19 protein-coding genes are annotated in these 20,765 nt (G+C 47.0%); 15 read left to right on the forward strand and 4 right to left on the reverse strand.

What is annotated here, in order from left to right:
• The first annotated feature begins 26 nt into the window (after positions 1-26).
• The 4 genes from B0H50_RS07720 to B0H50_RS07735 all read left to right on the forward strand — a co-directional run bounded on the left by B0H50_RS07720 (position 27) and on the right by B0H50_RS07735 (position 4,346).
• Positions 27-1,094 carry a type IV pilus twitching motility protein PilT gene (locus B0H50_RS07720; protein WP_106198674.1) on the forward strand — a complete coding sequence of 356 codons (1,068 nt, stop codon included), beginning with the start codon at positions 27-29 and terminating at the stop codon, positions 1,092-1,094.
• Positions 1,095-1,097: 3 nt separating this feature from the next.
• Positions 1,098-2,300, forward strand: coding sequence for a type II secretion system F family protein (locus B0H50_RS07725; protein WP_106198675.1), 1,203 nt, complete (start codon positions 1,098-1,100; stop codon positions 2,298-2,300).
• A 142-nt stretch (positions 2,301-2,442) separates the two neighbouring features.
• Complete coding sequence (locus B0H50_RS07730) at positions 2,443-2,793, forward strand: SpoVG family protein (RefSeq protein ID WP_233244633.1); 351 nt, start codon at positions 2,443-2,445, stop codon at positions 2,791-2,793.
• A gap of 11 nt (positions 2,794-2,804) precedes the next feature.
• Positions 2,805-4,346, forward strand: coding sequence for a YifB family Mg chelatase-like AAA ATPase (locus B0H50_RS07735; protein ID WP_109587519.1), 1,542 nt, complete (start codon positions 2,805-2,807; stop codon positions 4,344-4,346).
• A 40-nt stretch (positions 4,347-4,386) separates the two neighbouring features.
• On the opposite strand, the gene B0H50_RS07740 is transcribed toward B0H50_RS07735, so the two are convergent.
• Positions 4,387-4,758, reverse strand: a complete 372-nt coding sequence (locus tag B0H50_RS07740) for a dihydroneopterin aldolase (protein WP_106198677.1) — start codon at positions 4,756-4,758, stop codon at positions 4,387-4,389.
• A complete protein-coding gene (locus B0H50_RS07745) occupies positions 4,758-5,870 on the reverse strand; it encodes a hypothetical protein (RefSeq protein WP_106198678.1) in 1,113 nt (370 codons plus the stop codon). The genes B0H50_RS07740 and B0H50_RS07745 overlap by 1 nt, the downstream gene beginning before the upstream one ends.
• 97 nt (positions 5,871-5,967) lie before the next feature.
• Between B0H50_RS07745 and hemA the strand changes: the two genes are divergently transcribed.
• From hemA to B0H50_RS07765, 4 genes are read left to right on the forward strand one after another with little or no spacing between them, the layout of a single operon-like run.
• Complete coding sequence (gene hemA / locus B0H50_RS07750) at positions 5,968-7,242, forward strand: glutamyl-tRNA reductase (protein ID WP_106198679.1); 1,275 nt, start codon at positions 5,968-5,970, stop codon at positions 7,240-7,242.
• A gap of 2 nt (positions 7,243-7,244) precedes the next feature.
• The gene (gene hemC / locus B0H50_RS07755) at positions 7,245-8,222 is read left to right on the forward strand and encodes a hydroxymethylbilane synthase (RefSeq protein WP_106198680.1); all 978 of its coding nucleotides are present in this window, start codon (positions 7,245-7,247) and stop codon (positions 8,220-8,222) included.
• The gene (locus tag B0H50_RS07760; RefSeq protein WP_106198681.1) at positions 8,173-8,826 is read left to right on the forward strand and encodes a uroporphyrinogen-III synthase; all 654 of its coding nucleotides are present in this window, start codon (positions 8,173-8,175) and stop codon (positions 8,824-8,826) included. The genes hemC and B0H50_RS07760 overlap by 50 nt, the downstream gene beginning before the upstream one ends.
• The gene (locus B0H50_RS07765) at positions 8,826-9,725 is read left to right on the forward strand and encodes a TIGR01212 family radical SAM protein (RefSeq protein WP_106198682.1); all 900 of its coding nucleotides are present in this window, start codon (positions 8,826-8,828) and stop codon (positions 9,723-9,725) included. The genes B0H50_RS07760 and B0H50_RS07765 overlap by 1 nt, the downstream gene beginning before the upstream one ends.
• Before the next feature lies 1 nt (position 9,726).
• Here the strand turns inward: B0H50_RS07765 and B0H50_RS07770 are convergent, their stop codons facing one another.
• Together B0H50_RS07770 and B0H50_RS07775 are read right to left on the reverse strand one after the other, a co-directional pair.
• Positions 9,727-11,058 (reverse strand): MATE family efflux transporter, encoded by a 1,332-nt coding sequence (locus tag B0H50_RS07770; protein WP_233244636.1) that lies wholly within the window; start codon positions 11,056-11,058, stop codon positions 9,727-9,729.
• A gap of 79 nt (positions 11,059-11,137) precedes the next feature.
• Positions 11,138-12,820, reverse strand: coding sequence for a proline--tRNA ligase (locus B0H50_RS07775; protein ID WP_106198684.1), 1,683 nt, complete (start codon positions 12,818-12,820; stop codon positions 11,138-11,140).
• A gap of 67 nt (positions 12,821-12,887) precedes the next feature.
• Here B0H50_RS07775 and B0H50_RS07780 point away from each other — a divergent pair, with 67 nt between their 5' ends.
• The 7 genes from B0H50_RS07780 to B0H50_RS07815 all read left to right on the forward strand — a co-directional run bounded on the left by B0H50_RS07780 (position 12,888) and on the right by B0H50_RS07815 (position 20,765).
• Entirely contained in the window at positions 12,888-14,033 is a 1,146-nt protein-coding gene (locus tag B0H50_RS07780; RefSeq protein ID WP_106198685.1) for an FKBP-type peptidyl-prolyl cis-trans isomerase N-terminal domain-containing protein, read from the forward strand.
• A 350-nt stretch (positions 14,034-14,383) separates the two neighbouring features.
• Positions 14,384-14,866: a division/cell wall cluster transcriptional repressor MraZ gene (locus tag B0H50_RS07790; protein WP_106198686.1), complete on the forward strand. Its 483-nt coding sequence runs from the start codon at positions 14,384-14,386 to the stop codon at positions 14,864-14,866.
• Positions 14,853-15,788, forward strand: a complete 936-nt coding sequence (gene rsmH / locus B0H50_RS07795; protein ID WP_233244638.1) for a 16S rRNA (cytosine(1402)-N(4))-methyltransferase RsmH — start codon at positions 14,853-14,855, stop codon at positions 15,786-15,788. The genes B0H50_RS07790 and rsmH overlap by 14 nt, the downstream gene beginning before the upstream one ends.
• Positions 15,785-16,072 (forward strand): hypothetical protein, encoded by a 288-nt coding sequence (locus tag B0H50_RS07800; protein WP_106198688.1) that lies wholly within the window; start codon positions 15,785-15,787, stop codon positions 16,070-16,072. The genes rsmH and B0H50_RS07800 overlap by 4 nt, the downstream gene beginning before the upstream one ends.
• Complete coding sequence (locus tag B0H50_RS07805; protein WP_106198689.1) at positions 16,073-17,953, forward strand: penicillin-binding protein; 1,881 nt, start codon at positions 16,073-16,075, stop codon at positions 17,951-17,953.
• Between the two features lie 5 nt (positions 17,954-17,958).
• Positions 17,959-19,365, forward strand: a complete 1,407-nt coding sequence (locus B0H50_RS07810; protein WP_106198690.1) for a UDP-N-acetylmuramoyl-L-alanyl-D-glutamate--2,6-diaminopimelate ligase — start codon at positions 17,959-17,961, stop codon at positions 19,363-19,365.
• Positions 19,365-20,765 carry a UDP-N-acetylmuramoyl-tripeptide--D-alanyl-D-alanine ligase gene (locus tag B0H50_RS07815; protein WP_106198691.1) on the forward strand — a complete coding sequence of 467 codons (1,401 nt, stop codon included), beginning with the start codon at positions 19,365-19,367 and terminating at the stop codon, positions 20,763-20,765. The genes B0H50_RS07810 and B0H50_RS07815 overlap by 1 nt, the downstream gene beginning before the upstream one ends.

Raw genomic sequence — 20,765 nt, forward strand, 5'->3', positions numbered from 1 at the left:
ATAAACAATTTAGTTATATTCAAAACATGGCTTACAATATTCAAGATCTTCTTTCTGAAATGGTGAAACGCGGCGCTTCGGACTTGCACATTACGGCGGGAATTCCTCCGATGCTCCGCTTGGCGGGAAAGCTTGCTCCGATGGGAACGGAAACCCTGAAACCGGACGAGACGATGCGCATGACTTACAGTCTGATGAACGAACTCCAAAAAAAAGCGTTTGAACAGAACAAGGAATGCGATTTTTCTTTTGGCATTGCGAATCTTGCCCGCTTCCGGGCGAACGCCTATCTGCAGCGCGGTTGCGTCGCCTTGGCTCTTCGAATTATTCCTCTTGAAATCAAGACGTTTAAGGATTTGGATTTGCCGCCGATTATTGCGGAATTTACCACGCGTCCGTCGGGACTTGTGCTCGTGACAGGTTCTACAGGTAGCGGTAAATCGACGACTCTTGCGGCGATGATTGATAAAATCAACAAAGAACGCCACGAACATATTTTGACGATTGAAGACCCGATTGAATTTTTGCACAAACATCAGAATTGTATGGTGAACCAGCGCGAAGTGGGAAACGATACGAAGAGTTTTTCGCAGGCGCTCAAAATGGCTTTGCGCCAAGACCCCGATATTGTGCTCATCGGCGAAATGCGTGACTTGGAAACGATTCGCGCAGCGTTAACGATTGCAGAAACCGGTCACTTGACTCTCGCAACACTTCATACAAACTCAGCAGTGCAAACGATTAACCGTATCGTCGATGCCTTCCCGCAAGGAGAACAACAAACGGTGCGAACGCAACTTTCGTTTGTGCTTCAAGGCGTTGTGTGTCAGATGCTTTTGCCGAAAATCGGCGGCGGTCGCGTCATGTGTTACGAAATCATGAATGTGACTCCGGCAATTCGCGCTCTTATCCGCGACAATAAATCGCATCAAATCGGATCGATGATTGAAATCGGTCAGAAGTTCGGGATGAACACGATGAATATGCGTCTTGCAGAACTCGTGCGCCAAGGAAAGCTCGAACACTTTGAAGCGGTCGCCAAATCTCCGGATCCGAATCAGCTCGAAAAAGAACTTGAGAAATTGGGAGTTTAATCCATGCCTGTTTTCCTTTATAAGGCGCAGAATACTCAAGGGAACCAGTTTAATGGGAAAATTGAGGCGAAGGATAAAAACGAAGCGGAATCGCTTTTACGTCGCAAGCATTTAGTGGTCGAAAGCGTTAAGCGGAAACCGCTCGAACTCAAAATTCAAATCGGTTCGGGCATTAAGTCAAAAGACATTTCCCGCTTTACGCGTATGTTCAGCTCGATGACTTCGGCGGGCCTTCCGATGTTACAATGCTTGACGATTCTCGAAGAGCAAATGGATAATCCTGCGATGCGCGATGTGGTGCATAAACTCACGATGTCGATTAGCGGCGGTTCTAGCCTTGCCGATGCATTAACGCAGCATCCGAAAGTCTTCGATAAATTGTATTGTAACATGGTCGCAGCCGGTGAAGCGGGCGGTATTCTCGATGGCATTTTAATGCGTCTCGCTGACTATCAAGAATCCAATGAACGCTTGGTGCGCAAAGTGAAAAAAGCGCTTACGTATCCGGTGATGGTCGCAGTCGTCGCCGTGGTCGTCGTGATTTTGATGCTTTCGTTCGTGGTGCCTACATTTGCCGCTTCGTTTACAGAACTCGGCGGTGAACTTCCGGGTCCGACGCAATTCGTGATGGACCTTTCGGATATTATCCGCGATTACGCTGCCTTCTGGATTTTGGGTGCGGTTTCGATTATCGTCGCCTTTAAAGTCGTGATGAAAGTGCCCAAGCTCCATTTTGCGTTTGACCGCTTTTTGTTAAAAGTGCCGAAAGTGGGCGACTTGCAAATCAAAAGTGCGGTGGCTCGTTTTAGCCGCACTCTTGGAACTCTTTTGAATGCGGGCGTTTCGGTGACAGAAGCGTTGCAGGTAACAGCGAAAACTTCGGGTAACTCGGTTGTTGAAGCGGCGATTATGAAAATTGCCGTGGGACTTGCCGGCGGTAAAAGTATCGTAGAACCGATGAAAGAAACCGGAATTTTCCCTGCGATGGTGATTCAAATGGTCGGCGTGGGCGAAAAGACTGGTCAGTTGGGCTCAATGCTTTTGAAAGTTGCGGACTTCTATGACGAAGAAGTGGATGCGGCAATTGACGCTTTGACTTCGATGATGGAACCTCTTATCATGGTGGTGCTCGGCGGCGCAGTCGGCTTCCTCATGATTGCAATGTACATGCCGATGTTCAGTATGTCCGATGCGATTAAAGGCTGATTAATCGCTTAAATTGATCGATTAAAATCATTTCAATTTTTCAAAACGGCTCGTTTTTTCAAAAAACGGGCTGTTTTCTTTTTGGCACGCATTTTGCATTTATGCGATTGCCCTAATGTTGGGGTTTTTAAGGAGTGCATTTATGCAAATGAAAAAGAACGTCACCGAAAAACAGACCGCAGTCAAGTCTTTGCCGAAGACTTCGGAATTTGATTGTTTGGTCGTCACCAATGTCCGCGTATTTCCGTTTAAGGAAGGCGTCAATATGGGACATATCAAAGCCTTGGCAAAGGTTGTGCTGAACGATCAAATGCAGTTGACAGGTCTCCGCGTCGTCGATGGGGAAAACGGACTTTTCGTCGGTTATCCGAATGATCCCTTTTACAAGGGCGATGAATATCGCAGCATTTTCTTTCCGATTACCAAAGAATGCCGCGAACACATCGAAAATTGCATCTTGGAAAAGTACCAGGAAATGATCGCAGCAGCTTAAGGAATTGCAACGTGTTTCAGAGAATTCGCACAAGTTGTCTTTTGGGTATTCAAGCAATCCCAGTAAATGTCGAAGTGGATTCTTCGGCGGGTCTTCCCGGATTCACTTTGGTAGGTTTACCGGATAATGCTGTTCGCGAATCTCGGGAACGCGTTGTTTCTAGTATTCGAAGTTCAGGTTATGCGGCTGCAGGCAGCCGGATGACGGTGAATTTATCGCCCGCAGATTTGAAGAAAGAGGGGACTTCTTTAGATTTGCCGTTAGCGATGGGAATGTTAATTGTGAGTGGAGAAATCCCCGCAGACAATCCCGAAAAATTTGTGTTTATGGGGGAACTTTCTTTAGATGGAAAAGTCAAAGCGGTCCGCGGTGTTTTATCGGTCGCGATGAGCCTTTCTAAAGAGAATGATATTTTTGTGGTGCCGAGGGAAAATGTAGCCGAAGCGAGTTTGGTGGAAGGACTTGCGGTGATTGGCGTCTCCACACTTTCGGAGTGTATCGAGGCGGTTGCGCCCGAGTCTGGGGTGACTCCGTTACGGTCGCAAGGAATTTCACATCGAAATTCTGTTGTGGATTCCTCGGCACCGGATTTTCGTTCTGTGGTGGGAATGGAAGGGGTAAAACGTGCGTTAGAAATTGCGGCGGCGGGCGCGCATAATTTTTTATTAGTGGGTTCACCGGGTTCGGGGAAGACTTTTAGCGCGCGATGTCTCCCGGGAATTTTACCGCCGATGACGGATGAAGAAATTTTGGAATGTACGCAGATTTATTCATCGATGCGGGTTTTAGGGGCTGCAGGAACAGAACGCTTTTTGAATCGTCGGCCGTTTCGTTCTCCGCATCATTCTTCATCGATGGTCGCACTCGTGGGGGGAGGAGCGCATTTGCGCCCAGGGGAAGCGAGTTTAGCGCACAATGGCGTCTTATTTTTGGATGAATTGCCGGAATTTAATCGCAACGTATTGGAAGCTTTGCGGGAACCGATGGAAGAAGGAATTATCCGCATTAGTCGTGCTTGCGGAACGGTTTCGTGGCCTGCGCGATTTATGATGGGGGCTGCGATGAATCCGTGTCCATGCGGTTATTCGATGGATCCGAAACGCGATTGCACTTGTTTGCCCGATGCCGTTCGCCGTTATCGTCAACGGATTTCGGGACCGATGCTCGATCGCATTGATATTCAGGTGGCGGTGCCTTCTACCGATCCGCAGAGTTTGATGCAAAAGAAAGCGGGGGAATCTTCGGCAGAAATTCGGGAGCGGGTAATTGCCGCAAGAAATTTGCAGCGGCGACGTTTTGGGAAAAAAATTCGTGCGAATGCTGAAATGTCTAGCGATGCGACGAAAGCTTTTGCGCAGATGAGTACCGCGACAGAACATTTTGCAGTAGCCGCCGCCGATAAAATGCAGTTAAGTGCCCGCGGCTATTATCGGATGTTAAAAGTTGCCCGCAGCATCGCTGACTTGCGCATTGCGAAAGACGGTGAAAACGCAGTCGATGCTCCCGTAGAAAATGGCGATGTTGCAGAAGCTTTGCGATACCGAGCTTTTTAATAAAATGGATGGCGCCCGCAGAGCGCCATCTTTTCCATTTCTAATTCTTTTCATTTCTCGTTATTTTTATTTCGGCTTCCGAAACAGCGCTTCCGGGGAGAGCTTCGGGCTTTTCCACTTTGACCCAAGCCGCTTGAATTTTCTCGGATTGAGCGAGAAGAAATTCCGCAGATTTCGAGACGAGAGTTTCGATGAGAATGAATTTGGATTCTTGAATGTAGCGTTTTAACGCTTCGGAGAGAGCTGCATAATCTACGGTGGCGTTCAAGTCATCGGAGGCGGCAATCGGGGCAAAATCAAGCCATAACGAAAAGTGCAAACGGATGGGCTGTGGCTTTTCGCGCTCAAAAGAAAGGGCTCCGAGAATTGTCTCAAAGCCCATATCTCTAACTGTAATTTTTCCGGTAGCCATTACCAAGTGAAGAGAACGATAGAACCCGCAATAGAAAGTGCGGCGATACCGAACCAGATATTACGAGCAGTGGAATAAGAATCCATCGTATCTTTGTTCTTGCTCTTTTTCTTCTTCAAAGTGTAAAGAGCAGCGTGTTCTTGCTTAGTGCCGTTTTGGTATGCAATGTCATTGGATTCGTACCAGACGACGGATTCGTAGCAAGAATTCTTGCCACCGCAAGCGGCTGCGATACTTTCTTTGTGCTTATCCATCAAATCGCTGACATCGTCGTGAGCCGATTTTGCATCGCTGTATTGCATTTGATCGTAGATACCGACGCCGATACCGAGAGCGGCGACACCGACAAGACCCCAAGCGCTCCATTTGCGAACTTCATCTGCGATACCGAAACGGTTTGTGACATCGTTCGAAGCTTCATCGGCTGCATAACTTTCATCGTTGGCGCGGTTAGCGGTTTCGCTGACATCGCCTTTCACATCGTAATTGTAATCGTCTTCGGTTTCGCAATCCGGATCGTCATCGTCGCAGTATTCATCGTCATCGGAGGAAGAAGAACTTTCGGGGACGGCGGCTGCGGCTGCATACATTTCATCGCTCGACGAAGAAACATCCCCTTCGGAGCTGCTCGATTCCACATTTACCGGAACGAGTGCAATGGTCTTCACCCCGCGGTGCACGAACATCGCCGAAACGCCTTCGGCAAAAACGGACTTGCCGTCGAAGTAAACTTTTTCGAGGTCGCTGTTCGCATCAGCAGATTCGCTCGAATACGCTTTTGCTTTGACGACGAAACCGTAAGCGATTCCATCGGGAAGAGAAAATTCGGCGAGTTCCGACTTTCTCGAACCTTCGCGTCCTTCGTAAAGTTGATAAGTCGTCGGCGATTCGCCAAACGGATCTTCGAACTTTTGACGAACATAAAAGCGTCCGCTTTGCACATTTTCTACGGTTCCAGAAGAGGAAATTTTTAACGATCCACCAAATTCTGCGTCGATAAATTCGTCGGGAGTTCCCGCTTCTTCACCGGAAAAGCTTTGAATCGTATAGTTGTCGGCAGCAAAAGCCGTCATAGCAAGGATGCCGATAAATGCGAATAGCGTAGACTTCATTCGTACACTCCGAAAAATATTCTGCCCTAAATATATATAATCATTTTTTGAATGGTATCGTCCGAAAAATTTTCTAGCTTAGATACTCGAAAAAGTGATGAAAAACAAAGAAAATACCCATTGCGTCGTGCTCGGCGCAAGTCATAAAACGTGCCCCGTCGCCTTGCGGGATAAGCTCGGTTTTTCGGGGGAACAGCTCGAAAAAGGGCTTTTGAGCTTGAAAAATCTTCCTGGACTCTCGGAAGCGGTCATCGTTTCGACGTGTAATCGCACCGAAATTTACGCAGCGACTCTTTATCCCGAAGATTTACGCGATACTTTGGTAAATTGGTGGGCGGAATTTTCGCATTTGGATGCCGCAGAACTCGTTCCGCATTGCTTTTATTTGGCTCATACCGAAGCGATTGCACATTTATATTCGGTCGTTTCGTCCCTCGATAGCCTCGTCCTCGGGGAAAATCAAATTATGGGGCAAGTCAAAGATGCGTTTCAAAAAGCGCAAAAAACGGGAAGCGCAGGATTTTTCCTCAGTCATCTTTTTCAGACGGCGTTGAGCGTCGGGAAAAAAGTCCGCGAAGATACTGCGATTGGCGACGGAACTGTTTCGATTCCGTTTGCTGCGGTGCAGCTCGCTTTGCGAGAATTTGGTCAACTCGCCGCGTTGAATGTCGGCGTTCTCGGCATGGGCGAAATGGGAAATATCGCTTCGGTGGAACTTTCGGCAGCGGGAGTCACGCGATTTTCTTTTTTCAATCGGACTCTTTCGCGGGCAGAAAATTTTGCAGCGCGTTTTGGCGGCGAAGCTTTTGAATTGAATCAAATTTCGCAGATTTTACCGAAATTAGATTTACTCATCGCAGCGGCATCGACTCCGGAATATTTAATTACCGCCGAAATGATTCCTGCGGAGAAGAAAAATAAACTCGTTTTAATCGACATCGGAGCGCCGCGGAATATCGATCCCGCCGCAAAAGACATTAAAGACGTTTCGCTTTTTTGCATTGACGATCTCACAAAAGTCGTCGAAGAAAATCGCAGCAAGCGAAGACATTCAGCGGAACGCGCCCGCGAAATTATCGGCGACGCTGTGGATGAATTTGCCGAATGGTATGCGACTCTCGGCGTGATTCCGCTCGTCCTTTCTTTGCGAAATCATCATCTTAAAATTGAACAAGAAGTTCTCGCCAAATGGGAACATCGCGTTTCGCCCGAAGACTTTGAACGGCTGCGGCGATTTGCTGACGAACTCATCGCAAAAATTTTGCACACGCCTTCTGCAGAACTCAAACATTTGGGCGCAGCAGGACTCGGGCTCGAAAGCCGTTTGATTTTAGAAAAATTATTCGATTTGCAAGAAGACGAAAAAGGGTAAATATGGAAACGGTGAGAATCGGAACGCGCGGAAGTGCTCTAGCTTTGGCGCAAGCTCATTTAACGCAAGATTTGATTCAACGAGAATTTCCGCAGTTGAAGGCAGAAATTTGCGTCATCAAAACGAGCGGTGATAAAGATCATGTGCGCTCTCTAGTTTCGTTCGGCGGGCAAGGCGTTTTTGTCAAAGAAATTGAAGAAGCGCTTTTGGAAAATCGAATTGACATCGCGGTGCATTCTCTCAAAGATGTTCCCGATTCGATGGATGCGCGACTTGAACTTTCGGGATTTTTAAAACGCGAAAATCCGCGGGATGTTTTGGTTTCAAATGGTGTGCGTTTTGACGATTTAAAACCGAATGCGAAAATTGGAACGGGTTCACCGCGGCGCGTGCTGCAATTAAAAAAGATGCGGCCCGATGTGCATTGCGTCAATTTGCGCGGGAATTTACCGTCGCGAATTGAAAAAGTCAAAACGGGAGAATTGGATGCAATTCTTCTCGGCGCTGCGGGATTAAATCGCTTGGGACTTGCGAAATCGATTTCCGAAATTTTTGCGGTGGAAAATGTTACGCCGGCGATTGGACAAGGAATTATCGCAATTCAAAGCTGCGTGAACAATTTGCGCGCCAAAGAAATTGCGAAAAAAATTTCCGACGAAACGACGGTGATTGCTGCGCGCGCAGAACGTTTATGGATGAATCTTCTCGGCGGCGGATGCCGTGTTCCGATGGGCGCTATTTTAGAACCGCAGAATAAAAATTTTTTGTTTACGGCTTACCTTTCGGATCCGGCGAATGGAAATTTTTTACGGCTTGCGCAGAAATTTTCTGCAGAAGATTTAGCGGAAAATATTTGCGAAAAAAGTCTGAAAAATTTTGCGGAAAAATTTATCGCCGAATGCCGCAAAAAAAATATTCGTTTACCGTCGGATGTCGCAGGAACCGAAGCGATTGCCGCATTTTGGAACGCGGAACATTAACGTGAATTTGATTTTTACAAAAATCGATGCGCCTTCGAAAGAATTTGTCGAAAGTGAAAAGGCAAAAGGAAATGTTGTCTTGCATATTCCCGCATTAAAATTTTCGAAGACGGAAATTTCGTTAGAAATTTTTGAATGCGATGCGGCATTTGTCGGAAGCCCGCGGGCTGCGATGATCGCTTGCGATGCGCTTAAAAATTTTAATGGCTCGATTTTTACGGCGGGCGAAAAAACGGCGCAGTTCCTTTTGCAGCAAGGAATTTCGGTTGCGGCAGCGGGAACATTAGAAGGTGCCTCAAAAAATTTCCCTGAATTTTTGCGCATTCGAAAAACGAAAAAAATCGCGTGGATTTCGGCGCAAGAAACGGCTGCGGATTTGACAAAAATTGCAGAAGAAAATCATGTTGCAATTCAACATTTCCCCGTTTACAAAACGAATGCTGCAGAAATCGATGAAGAAAAAATGCAAGCGTTAACGCATCCGCTGATTTGGAATTTTTATTCGGGAAAAGCGGTGAAAGCAATGCTTCGCTTTGTGCAAAAAAATGATGCAGTGAATTTATTTGGAGCAAGCGCCAAAAAAGCGTTTGAAGAAAATTTCTAATGAGTGCGCAAAAATTTTACACGACTTACAAAGAATTTTTAGCAAAAGTTTTTCCGGATTTTAAACGCGTGCGGAAGCTTCCGCTTTCGGGCGGGATGTCGTGTCCGAATTTAGACGGTTCTAATGGAAAAGGCGGCTGCAGTTATTGCAACAATAAATCGTTCAGTCCGGTTTGGGATAAAGCGAGCGTCAGCGTGCAAGAACAAATTGCAGAATTTTTGCCGCGGATTCGAAGGAAATATAAAGACGCAGGAATCCTCGCATACTTTCAACCTTATACAAATACTTATGCGCCTGTGGAAAGATTGCGCGAAATTTACGAGCCCGCATTTGCGTCAAATGAAATTGCTGGCGTTGCGATTGGAACGCGTCCAGACTGCGTTCCCGATGATGTCTTGGAACTTCTCGCTTATGAAAATTCGCGGAAGCCGGTGATTTTGGAATTGGGATTGCAAACGGCGAATGAGGAAACTTTAAAAGTGATTGGGCGCGGCCATTCGGTTTCAGATTTTTGTGAAGCCTCTTCGCGGGCGCATGCTGCGGGGCTTCTCGTTTCGTCGCATGTGATTCTCGGACTTCCCGGAGAAAATTTTCGCGATTTTGAAAGGACGGCAGAAGTCATTCGGGAAACGAAAATGTCTGCGGTGAAAATTCACCCGCTTCATATTGTCCGCGGCACAAGACTTGCAGAATCTTTTGCGCGGAAAGAATTTGAATTGCTTTCTTTTGACGATTATTGCAAAGCTGTTGCGCGTTTCATTCAAATTGTCGGGAAAGATGTGGCGATTGAACGCTTTAGCGGCGAAGCGCAAAATGAAACTTTAATCGCTCCCGATTGGTGTGGCGACCGCAATCAAATCGTTTCGAAAGTTGAAGAAATTTTAAGCACTTCGCTTTAATTTAGACGACGGTTGCGTTTTTCCAACGTCCGCTTTTCCAACGCCAAAGGTTTGCGCAAGAACGGTAAAATTCATCGCTTGCCATGCCGAGCCAAAGCCCTATCAAACCGAGATCCAAAACGAAAGCGAGGAAAAGTGCGGTGCCCGCGCCGAGAGTCCACATCATTAAGCTTCCGAAAATGGCGGGGAATTTTGAATCGCCCGCTGCGCGGAGTGATCCGGTTAAAATCACATTTGCCGATTTAAACGGCTGAAGAATTACATCGCACCAAAGGCAAGCGCTGCCGAGTTCAATGACTTCGGGATTATTCGTGTAAAAACTCATCAAGTGCGGTCCTAAAAGGGCGACGATTAACGCGACGAGAAATCCTAAACTGCTGCTAGCGATGAGTGATTGAAACGTGCGGCGATTTGCTTTTTGATAATCGTGTGCACCGACGAGATGGGCGACGAGAATTTGATTTCCGTTTCCGAGTCCGACGCCTAAGATAATGGCGAACATTGCAAAGTTTGCGCTAAAGACGCGGGCGGTTACTGCTAAGGTTCCTAAGTGCACGACCATCGCAGTGATGAAAACTTGGAAAAGTTGAAAGCTGACCGGTTCTGCGGCAGCGGGAAGCCCGATGCGAATCCAATCGCCGAGGACAACGCGCGAACGTTTAATGTCCACTTTTTTTGTTTTGTGATGCACTTTAAATCGCAGAACGAGCCAAAGAATTCCGCTGGAAAATGCCCACGAAAGCGCGGTCGCGAGAGCGACTCCTTCGACATGCATTTTCGGAATTCCGAAAATTCCATTTAAAAAGATGATGTTGAGCCCGATGTTCAGCGCAATCGTAATTGAATTGCCGATGAGATTCCAAATGGTGAGCCCATGAGTCGCAATCATCGCGGTGAGCGTTGTTTGAAGCGCGCGGAAGACAAATCCAAAGCAGACGATTTGCAAAAATTGAATGCCGAATTTTGCGGTATCGCCATCGAGTCCGAGAGCGTGGACAATCCACTTGGACGAAGGAAATACGAGAAGAGTCATCGCAACGCCCAAAAGTAAACTGCCGACAAGGACCATCGAAATCGTGGAACGCGCATGGCTCGAAGAATTGGCTCCCATAAATTGCGAAGCGATGCTTGCTCCCGCTTGCGAAAAAGCTTGGATCGCCATAAAGATGGTGCCTAAAATCGGCATGAGAGCGCCGACGCCAGCGGCTGCGCTTTCGCTTGTCCGCGAAAGAAACCAACTGTCCATCATCGGCTGAAAAACGCCAATGCCAAATGTGATGATGAGTGGCCACGAAAGGCTAATAATGCTGCGGTCTTTGACGTTGTCTGCCATGATTAAAAATTAGAAATTCAGCGTGAATTTGTGCGCATAAAAAAAGCGTCCCGAATGGGACGCTTTTTGCAAGAATTTTTTATTTGTAAAATTCTTTGACTTTCTCGACGACATCGGAAAGGTTGACCATCGTCATATCCTTTTCGGAACGGAGCTTCCATTCGACTTGTCCGTTGGCGAGGCCTTTTTTGCCGAGCGCAATGCGGATTGGAATTCCCCACAAGTCAGCGTCTTTGAATTTCACGCCAGCGCGTTCATCGCGGTCATCGACTAAGACTTCAAAGCCAGCGGCTTCCAATTCTTTTTCGAGTTTGTCGGCAACATCGGATTCTTTGACGATGTTCACGATTTCAACTTGGAAAGGTGCGATGGTTTTTGGCCAAATCGGTCCGAATTCATCGTGACTGTTTTCGACGACAGAAGCCATCAAACGGCCGACGCCAATTCCGTAGCAACCCATGACGATAGGTTCTTCTTTTCTGTCGGCGGTGAGGAATTTCGCGTTCATGCTGCTCGAGAATTTTGTGCCGAGCTTGAAAATATTTCCGAGTTCAATGCCGCGGGTTTCTGAAAGAGGTTCTCCGCATTTCGGGCATTTGCAGCCTTCTTCGGCTTCGGCGATGTCGGCGACTTGGTAACCGCTCATATCGCGCTTCGGATTGCAGTGCAAATAATGGAAGCCTTTTTCGTTAGCGCCGACGACGAGATCGTAGGAATTTTCGAGGGCGGTATCAACGATGACGATGGAATCGTGAGCGCCGATCGGACTTGCAAATCCCGGAACCATACCGCATTTTTCAATGAGAGAATCTTCGGCGGGGTAAAGTTCTTTTGCTTTTAACAAATTGTGCAATTTGATTTCCGAAACATCCAAATTTCCGGGGACGAGGCATGTGACGAGTTTTCCGTTAAAGTCAAAGAAAACGCACTTCGCAGTCGCTTCCGGTTTGACATTTAAGAATTTGCAAAGATCGTCGATGGTCGCTGCATGCGGCGTCGGAACTTTTTCAAGAGGAGCGTTGGCATCGCCTTGATACGGAACGCGTTCGAAGGTCGCAATTTCACGGTTTGCTTGGTAACCGCAATGTTTGCAGAGAATCAAATAATCTTCGCCGTTCGGCGTATCGAGCATAAATTCGTGCGCCACTTTTCCGCCCATGATGCCGGTATCGCTTTGCACGATGACGGGTTCAATTCCCACTTTGCGGAAAATATTTTGATACGCTTTGTATTCGAGTTCGTAATGCTTGTCCAAATCTTCTTGCGAAGTGTGGAAACTGTAAGCATCTTTCATCAAAAATTCGCGGACGCGGATAAGACCGCCGCGGGCACGTGCTTCATCGCGGTATTTCGTTTGAAATTGATAAAGCATCACCGGAAGTTGTTTATAGCTTGAAACGACATAGCGGACGAGATCGGTAATCGCTTCTTCGTGCGTCATCGCAAGAACCATATTGTGATTGTTGCGATCTTTGAAACGCAAAAGTTCTTCGCCGATAGCGGTATAACGTCCGGATTCGCTCCAAAGTTCTGCGGTTTGCACAACCGGCAAATTGACTTCGAGTCCGTCGATCGCATTCATTTCTTCGCGAATCAAATTTTCGATTTTTTTGAGAACGCGGAAACCCATCGGCAGATAGCTATAAATTCCCGTGGAAAGTGGCTTGATATAACCGCCGCGCATCAAAAAGATGTGGCTCGGCATAGTCGCATCGCTCGGCGTTTCGCGGAGCGTAGTATAAAAGAACTTAGAAAGCTTCATAGTGGACTAGAATTTAGAAAATTTACTACTTTATGCTAGACTAAAAATATGCCAAGGAGGCATTGAAATGAAATTACGTACTCTTGCGTTTGCAGCGTCGGCAGCCGCTTTGTCGGTTTCGCTTTCGGCTTGCAACTCGGGAAAGTCTGAATCGGTAAAAGTGGATTCAAATGCTGCAGACGATGTGAAAATGGCTTATATGCTCGGTTCACAATTCGGCGCGCAAACTTATACCGTCGAAACGGAACAACTCGAATTTAAAATGGATGAAGCGGAATTTTACGCAGCTCTCGAAGATGGATTTAAAATGGTGACGGACACCGCTTTTAAAATCAAGCATCCGGATTCGGTGATGGCTTCCATTGCGCAGAGTATGAATACGCGTGCGCGTTCCATTATGATGGCGAAAATGCCGCAGTTCAAGCAGGATTCGACGGATACCGTGACGGTGAAAGCGCCGAAAAAACCGGGTCCGATGCCATCAGAAATGATCAAAGATGCGTCGTATCTTTTGGGCGTTCAATTCGGTGCACAATTTGCTTCGATTAAGCAGCAATCGGGCGCAGAAATGAATTTGGAAGCTTACAAACAAGGCGTCCGTGATGCCCGCGCTCGCGCTGCGGATACGACGATTCAGTTAAAACTTTTGCCGGATACACTTCAAGCGGTAAGCCAACGTCTTCGCGATAAAATTATGGAAGAACGCAAAGCGTTGATGGAAAAGCAAAAAGCAGAAGAAGAAGCGGTGAAGAAAGCGATTGAACCGCTCAAGGGCGATACTCTTGCTGACGGAACTCAAGCGAAATTAAATTTTGCGGTGAAGGCAACGGGCATTTCGGTTTCCGCAGAAAATTTACAAGCTTACGCTGGAAAGCCGCTCTTCGTTTTCTACTTCTCGACGACTTGCGGTCACTGCCGCCACGCGACTCCCGAAGTGAAAGAAATCGCATCGCAATTTAAGGAAATTAAATCCATCGCTATCGCAAGCGGTGGCAATTCCAAGCGCGATGTGCGCAGTTATATCGATGAATTCAAATTGGATGAAGCGGGAATTGATGTCTTCTTTGACGAATCCCGCGAATTCGGTGAACTTTACAGCGATGGCTACGTTCCGAAAGTTTACGTCGTCAAAGCGGACGGTTCTTTGATGACTTTCAAAAACTTTGAAGCGCAGAAGGATTCCATTAAAGCGGAACTTGGCAAGTTGAAGTAATTGTAAAAAGTTAACGCAGACATTTTGGAAAAGTGCGCACCCGCCCGCAGGGCGGGCGCGGAAGTAACACCCCCGCGAAGCTCCGCTTCGCGGGGGTGTTTTTTTGAAAAAGCAATTTTCATTCTAAATCAAAAATTTTTCAAAAAATTTCTCGGGAAAATAATTTACCTGCTCATTTGTTTGTCAAATTTGCAAGTTTCTTGGCATTTTCTGTTATGAAAAAGGTGAGTATCATCGCTTTGAACTCTTATTCACTTCCAAATCACCGCTAAATTCGGCGATACTATTGAAGAAAGTGGGTAAATGTGGTTATATTTGTATTGTTGTGGATTAAAATGGGTAATTTCTAAATGGAATTGAACGAATTCATAGGGCAAGCCAAAACGGCTCTCGACGAAAAGGGACGGACTCCCGTTCCTAGGGAATTTCGTCGTGTACTCTCGGATGAAGAGTGCGAGTCATTGATTGTGTCCTTTGGAGAAGCGGATTCTTTGATCTTGTGGACGATTGAAGAATATCGTAAGTTCACCGCTCATTTAGAAGCGCGCCCAGCGACCAAGAAGAACATTGATTTTCGCCGTCGTTTCAAGGCAAATTCGCATTTGGTGGTTTTAGACAAACAAAACCGCATTTTGCTTTCGAAAGACGACAAAGTCCGAGCCAAACTAGAAGGCGAAGTCCTCTATGTGGCGCGTTCGGGCAAGTCGGCGGAACTTTGGAATCCGGTAATCTACAACTCGAAGTTTGGCTTCAATTCAGAAGAAGACTTGAAGGAGTTCGACGACGGATTCTTTGACGATGTGTCTTCGGGGTCGGCAGATGAAAATCGCTGAATATCATTCCCCAGTTCTGTTTGAAGAATGCATGAAGGCTCTAATTTGGGACCCGAATGGCGTTTATGCGGATTGCACTCTCGGCGGAGGCGGCCATTCCGAAGGCATTTTAAAACGCCTCTCGGCTGCGGGACATTTGCATTCCTTTGACCGCGATCCCGAAGCAATCGCGTACGCAACGCAAAGACTTTCGCCGTTTTCTTCTCAAGTAACATTTCATCCGGTGCCGTTTGGCAGACTAGCAGATGAAGTTCAACCGAATTCGCTTTCGGGGATTTTATATGACTTGGGAATCAGCAGTCATCAGGTCGATGACGATGCGCGCGGCTTTACTTTCCAAGGGACAAATCCGATTGATTTGCGGATGGATTCGCGTTCGGATTTTAGCGCACAAGAATGGTTACGCACAAATTCACCTGAAGCGATGACGAAAGCGTTTAAAGAAAATGCGGATTTGGATCGTGCGTACAAATTAACTTTGAATATTCAAAGCGTTATAGCAGATTTGAAAACGCCGATTTTGCCGCAGCATATCAAGTCTGCGGTGGAAAAAACTTATCCGGATCGAATGCGCGATGTCAACAGCATTCTCGCCCGCGTTTTCCAAGCGATTCGCATGGAAGTGAATTCGGAATTGGACGAAATCCGTTCGAGTATGCGGGCAGCCGTCGATGCGTTAATTCCGGGCGGGCGTCTTGTCGTCATCACTTATCATTCGGTGGAAGATCGCACGGTGAAGCTCACTTGCGCCGAATTTGAACGTGCTTGCATTTGTCCGCCGCAATCTCCCGTATGCCTTTGCGGGGGAAATCATCAAAAATTAAAGAAAGTTTTGCGGAAACCGGGACTTCCGAGTGCAGAAGAAATTGCGCGGAATCCGCGGGCTCGTTCTGCGAAATTGAGGGTGTACGAAAAAGTATGACAAGACTCTTCTACGCCCATAAATTCTTGACGACGGTTTTCGTCTTAATCTGCTTAGGAATTATCCTTTGCGGGTATCTTTGGATGCAAAATCGCTACGAAGCAATCGCGACCGAAAAAGCTGCGCTCGTGCGCCAAATTTCAGATCTCCGCGGACAAGTTGTGCTTCGCGAACTTGAAAATAAAGAGCTTTCTTCTTTGGATCGCATTGCAAAAGTCGCTCCGCTTTTGGGATTGGATTATGCGCAGGTTCCTCGTAAAATCAAAAAAGTGGGGGATCGTTAAATGCGTTTAAGTCGGATGTCTTGGGTGATTTTATTGACGATTGCGATTTGGTTTGTGATGTTAGGACGCACATTCCAAATTCAAGTTATCGATAGCGATAAGTACACGAAAATTGCGAATATGCATGCGCGCGACCGCGCTATTCGAAAGGCTCCGCGTGGACGCATTCTCGACCGTAACGGAAGAATTTTTGCGCAGAGCATTCAAGAACGCGTGGGCGAATCGAATCGCACCGAAGACCGTCGCATTTTCCCGCAAGGCGTTTTAGCGTCGCAATTAATCGGGCAAGTGGGCCGCGACGGACAAGGACTTTTTGGACTCGAATTTTTGTTTGAAGATAAATTCCGCGGAACGGACGGTTGGCAAATGCGCATTTTAAATAGCAAGCGTCATGTGCAAGCGGGACGCATCCAAGATGGCGCTGATCCGATTCCGGGAAAAGATTTGGTGTTGACGATTGACCGCGATATTCAAGAAATCGTGGAAAAAGCTTTGAAAGATGGCGTGGAAACTTATCACGCCGAAAGCGGAAGCGCTGTCGTCGTCGATCCTTATACCGGCGAAATTTTAGCGATGGCGAGTTATCCGACTTTTGATCCGAATGCGCCGATTAGCGCAGCATCGCGGGCGAAGCGCAATGACATCGTCACTCTTGCTTACGAACCGGGTTCGACATTTAAAGCGATTACGGCAGCGACTGCAATTGAAACGCATTCTGTAAATCCAGAAACGATTTTTAGCGGAGAAAAGGGCGCGTGGAATGCGGGCAACGGCATTATTATTCACGATGACGGCAGACGCGATCACGGCGATCACAATATGACGGGCGCGATGGCGGTTTCGTCGAATATCATTTTTGCAAAAATCGCAGATAGTATCGGCGATAAAAAATTCTACAGCTATGTGCGCGATTTTGGATTTGGCTCGAAGACGGCGATTGAACTCCCCGGCGAAGAAAGCGGACTCTTAAAACCGCCGCATACGTGGAGTGGTCGCACGGGAAAAACGATGGGCTACGGCCACGAAATTTTGGTGACGCCGATTCAAATGGTGATGAGCTATTGTGCGATTGCAAATGGCGGCATTTTGTATCAGCCGACGATTGTGAAAGCGTGGCGTTCATTAGAAGGCGATACTTTGGAACTTCAAAAACCGATTCAAGTGCGCCGAGTCATTTCGGAAAAAACTGCAGCGCGTGTGCGTTCAATGCTTCGCGAAGTGGTGGAAATTGGAACGGGTAAACGCGTCAATTCGCAGAAACTTTCGGGAATTGCGTTCGGCGGGAAAACGGGAACGGCAGAAAAGTACAATAAAGAATTGCGCCGTTACGATCATACGCGGCAAGTGGCTTCTTTTATCGGGCTTGCGCCTGCAGAAAATCCGCGTTACGTTTGCATGGTTTTAATGGATGATCCGAAAGGGCAAACTTCGGGCGGTGCGACTTCGGGTCCGATTTTCCGAAAAATTATGGAAGGCATTTATTACGGGCCATCGATTTCACCGTTGCCGTATAATTTGGCGAATGTTTCGGTTCACGAAAATTGCAATGTCGAATTTGTCGGGCTCCCGAGAACGGAAGCGAAAAATCAAGCGGAAAGCCGGAAATGCCCAGTCACATTTGAAGGCGAAGGCTCAACGGTAATCGCTTCGGAATATGATTTTGAAAATAGCGGGCGGAAGCTGCGTCTTGGCACATTGAATGTGCAAAAGATGCCGAATTTAGCGGGGCTTACGTTACGCGATGCGTTGGAACAAATCGGAGAACTTTCGGGTTCAATTGAATACGAAGGCGTGGGACGCGTGAAGAAACAATATCCTGCTCCCGATGCGGTCATTAAACGCGGTGAAAAATTTAAGCTCATTCTTTCTGAGAAAGGTTAGGTGATATGCTTTCTGAAACCATTCTGAAGAATTTGAAAATTCAAGGACTTTGCGATGATTCTCGCAAGGTAAAACCGGGCGATTTGTTTTTTGCAATGCCTGGAGAACAGTCTGTCGATTTTGCACGAAACGCTTTGAGTCAAGGCGCGGTAGCTGTTGTCGGCGAATGCGAAGCGCCGCAAGATCTCGCAAGCAAATGGATTTTAGTTCCGAGCGTCAAAGAAGAACGCGCATCGGTTGCAAAAATTTTCTATCACGATCCGTTTTCAAAACTTTCGGCGCATGCGGTCACAGGAACAAACGGAAAAACGACGAGCGCATTTTTAATGGAATCGATGCTTTCGAGCGATGGCAGAAAAACCGCTCTCGTTGGAACGATTTGCAAAAAAATTGGCGACAAAGTAATCGCTTCGAATTTGACGACTCCCGGCATTTTGGAATTGTATGCGTTTGCAGCAGATGCTGTCGCTGCGGGCTGCACCGATTTTGTGATGGAAGCTTCTTCGCATTCTCTGCATCAAGGACGCGTTCAAGGCATTCGTTATCGGAGTGCGCTTTTCTCCAATTTGACCGAAGATCATTTGGATTATCACAAGACGATGGAAAATTATTTCCAAGCGAAAAAACTTTTGTTCACCAAGTACTTGGCGGAAGATGGCGTCGCGGTAATCAATGTGGACGATGAATATGGAGAACGTCTTTTCCAAGAAATTGCGACGAAAAAAATTTCGGTTTCGCGTCTTGGAAAATCGGGTGCGATGATTGCGCCTACTGCAATTCAAAGTTCCGAAGACGGTTTGATTTTGACGGTGCCTGCGATTGCAGAAACGCCGATTGAAACAGCACTTGTCGGCGAATTTAATGCGGACAATGTTCTCTTGGTCATGAGTTGGGCAAAAGCGATTGGCATTTCGGAAGCGTCAATTCGCAAGGCGCTCAAAACGGTAAAAGTGCCGGGGCGTTTTGAAATGACATTTAACGATGGAAATCGCCGCGTCATCGTGGACTATGCGCATACTCCCGATGCGTTGGAACGCGTTCTGCGCGTTGCGCGCTCGCTTACGAAAGGAAAACTTTCTGTCGTCTTTGGTTGCGGCGGAGACCGCGATCGCAATAAGCGTCACATCATGGGCGCCATCGCCGAAAACGGAGCTGATTTTGCTTGGGTCACTTCGGATAATCCGCGGACCGAAAAGCCCGAAGCGATTATCGAAGACATTGTGAGCGGTATGCATTCGGATCATTTTAAAGTCATCGTTTCGAGAGAAGAAGCGATTCGCGAAGCGTGCCACGCAATGCAATCGGGAGATTTTCTCGTCGTCGCGGGCAAAGGCCACGAAAATTATCAAATCATCGGAAAGACGAAACATCATTTTGATGATCACGAAATTATTCTGCGGGAGATGCACTAATGCAAAATTTGGATTTGACAATCGCAGAACTTTGCGAAATTCTAGAAAGCGAACCGGTCGGTGTTTCGCCGCGAATGGCAAAGCGCAAAGTCAAACTTTGCTTGGATAGCCGCGAAGCGGGTCCGGGTGTTGTCTTTTGGCCGTTAAAAGGCGGCCGCTTTGATGGTCACGATTTTATTTCGGATGTGATGAAGAAAGGAGCATTGATGAGTGTGATGGATGCAGACCGCGCAGGAGATTCTTTGTCGGATGTTTATGTTCCCGTGGACGATTCGAATAAAGCGCTCCTCAAGCTTGCGAAAGGTTATCAGCGTAAATTCAAATTGAAAAAAATCGCCGTCACCGGTTCGAATGGAAAAACGACGACGAAGGAAATGCTCAAAGCAATTCTTTCTTCGGAATTTAAAACGATTGCAACCGAAGGAAATTTCAACAATCAAATCGGCGTGCCGAAAACAATTTTCCGTTTTAAGCATAGCGATGAAGTCGCTGTCGTCGAAATGGGAACGAGCGCACCGGGAGAAATTCATCCGCTGTCGATGACTGTGGAACCTGACATCGCTGTGATTACAAATGTCGGCGCAAGTCATTTGGAACATCTCGGCAATTTGGATAATGTCTTTAAAGAAAAAGTGACGATTGCAGATGGCTTAAAGAAAGGCGGCCTTTTGGTGGTAAACGCAGACGATTCTCGCCTTTCAAAATTGCGCACAAATAAAAGTTATCGCGTTCTCACTTTCGGCATTAAACGCGGCGTCATCAAACCGGAAAATCTCACGTGGGATGCGAACGCTTGCGCGAGTTTTAAAATCGGACGGACGGAATTTCATTTGAATGTTCCGGGCATTCACAATGTTTACAATGCGCTCGCAGCGATTGCGGTCACCACATCGATGCGGATGTCGAAAGCAAAAGTTTCTGCGGCATTAGAAAAATTCCACGCAGCAAATATGCGAATGGAAATTCGAAATGGCGCAGGCATTAAAGTGGTTTCGGATTGTTATAACGCCAATCCGTCTTCGACGAAAATGGCGCTCCAAACAATCGGCGCACTTTCTAATACAAATCGTAAAATTGCGATTCTCGGCGATATGTTGGAACTTGGCGAAAAGTCCGAAGAATTGCATCGTGAAATTGGTGAAATGGTTCCGCAGATGCATTTTGATATGCTTATCTCAGTGGGAAAACTCAGCCAAAATATGCAAGCGGGTGCGCTCGCCGCAGGAATGGATGCCAAGTCCGCTTTGCATTTTGACACGGTGCAAAAAGCCATTGAATTTTTGGAAGGTAATGTGCACTTCGGTGACATTCTTCTTGTCAAAGGTTCGCGCGGCATGAAGATGGAACAAATCGTCGATAAATTACTTCGCTTAGAGCCGGCTGCAGTTACCAAAGGTTAA

Origin of the sequence: Hallerella porci (genome assembly GCF_003148885.1) — a bacterium.
In the GTDB taxonomy this organism is placed as follows: Bacteria; Fibrobacterota; Fibrobacteria; order Fibrobacterales; family Fibrobacteraceae; genus Hallerella; species Hallerella porci.

What these genes read in the sequence shown, in the direction of transcription:
- B0H50_RS07815 (WP_106198691.1), top strand. Translation starts at nt 19,365, where the DNA reads ATGCAAAATTTGGATTTGACAATCGCAGAACTTTGCGAAATTCTAGAA.
- B0H50_RS07780 (WP_106198685.1), top strand. Translation starts at nt 12,888, where the DNA reads ATGAAATTACGTACTCTTGCGTTTGCAGCGTCGGCAGCCGCTTTGTCG.
- B0H50_RS07790 (WP_106198686.1), top strand. Translation starts at nt 14,384, where the DNA reads ATGGAATTGAACGAATTCATAGGGCAAGCCAAAACGGCTCTCGACGAA.
- hemC (WP_106198680.1), top strand. Translation starts at nt 7,245, where the DNA reads ATGGAAACGGTGAGAATCGGAACGCGCGGAAGTGCTCTAGCTTTGGCG.
- rsmH (WP_233244638.1), top strand. Translation starts at nt 14,853, where the DNA reads ATGAAAATCGCTGAATATCATTCCCCAGTTCTGTTTGAAGAATGCATG.
- B0H50_RS07770 (WP_233244636.1), bottom strand. Translation starts at nt 11,058, where the DNA reads ATGGCAGACAACGTCAAAGACCGCAGCATTATTAGCCTTTCGTGGCCA.
- B0H50_RS07730 (WP_233244633.1), top strand. Translation starts at nt 2,443, where the DNA reads ATGCAAATGAAAAAGAACGTCACCGAAAAACAGACCGCAGTCAAGTCT.
- B0H50_RS07740 (WP_106198677.1), bottom strand. Translation starts at nt 4,758, where the DNA reads ATGGCTACCGGAAAAATTACAGTTAGAGATATGGGCTTTGAGACAATT.
- B0H50_RS07765 (WP_106198682.1), top strand. Translation starts at nt 8,826, where the DNA reads ATGAGTGCGCAAAAATTTTACACGACTTACAAAGAATTTTTAGCAAAA.
- B0H50_RS07810 (WP_106198690.1), top strand. Translation starts at nt 17,959, where the DNA reads ATGCTTTCTGAAACCATTCTGAAGAATTTGAAAATTCAAGGACTTTGC.
- B0H50_RS07800 (WP_106198688.1), top strand. Translation starts at nt 15,785, where the DNA reads ATGACAAGACTCTTCTACGCCCATAAATTCTTGACGACGGTTTTCGTC.
- hemA (WP_106198679.1), top strand. Translation starts at nt 5,968, where the DNA reads ATGAAAAACAAAGAAAATACCCATTGCGTCGTGCTCGGCGCAAGTCAT.
- B0H50_RS07720 (WP_106198674.1), top strand. Translation starts at nt 27, where the DNA reads ATGGCTTACAATATTCAAGATCTTCTTTCTGAAATGGTGAAACGCGGC.
- B0H50_RS07805 (WP_106198689.1), top strand. Translation starts at nt 16,073, where the DNA reads ATGCGTTTAAGTCGGATGTCTTGGGTGATTTTATTGACGATTGCGATT.
- B0H50_RS07775 (WP_106198684.1), bottom strand. Translation starts at nt 12,820, where the DNA reads ATGAAGCTTTCTAAGTTCTTTTATACTACGCTCCGCGAAACGCCGAGC.
- B0H50_RS07725 (WP_106198675.1), top strand. Translation starts at nt 1,098, where the DNA reads ATGCCTGTTTTCCTTTATAAGGCGCAGAATACTCAAGGGAACCAGTTT.
- B0H50_RS07760 (WP_106198681.1), top strand. Translation starts at nt 8,173, where the DNA reads ATGTCGCAGGAACCGAAGCGATTGCCGCATTTTGGAACGCGGAACATT.
- B0H50_RS07745 (WP_106198678.1), bottom strand. Translation starts at nt 5,870, where the DNA reads ATGAAGTCTACGCTATTCGCATTTATCGGCATCCTTGCTATGACGGCT.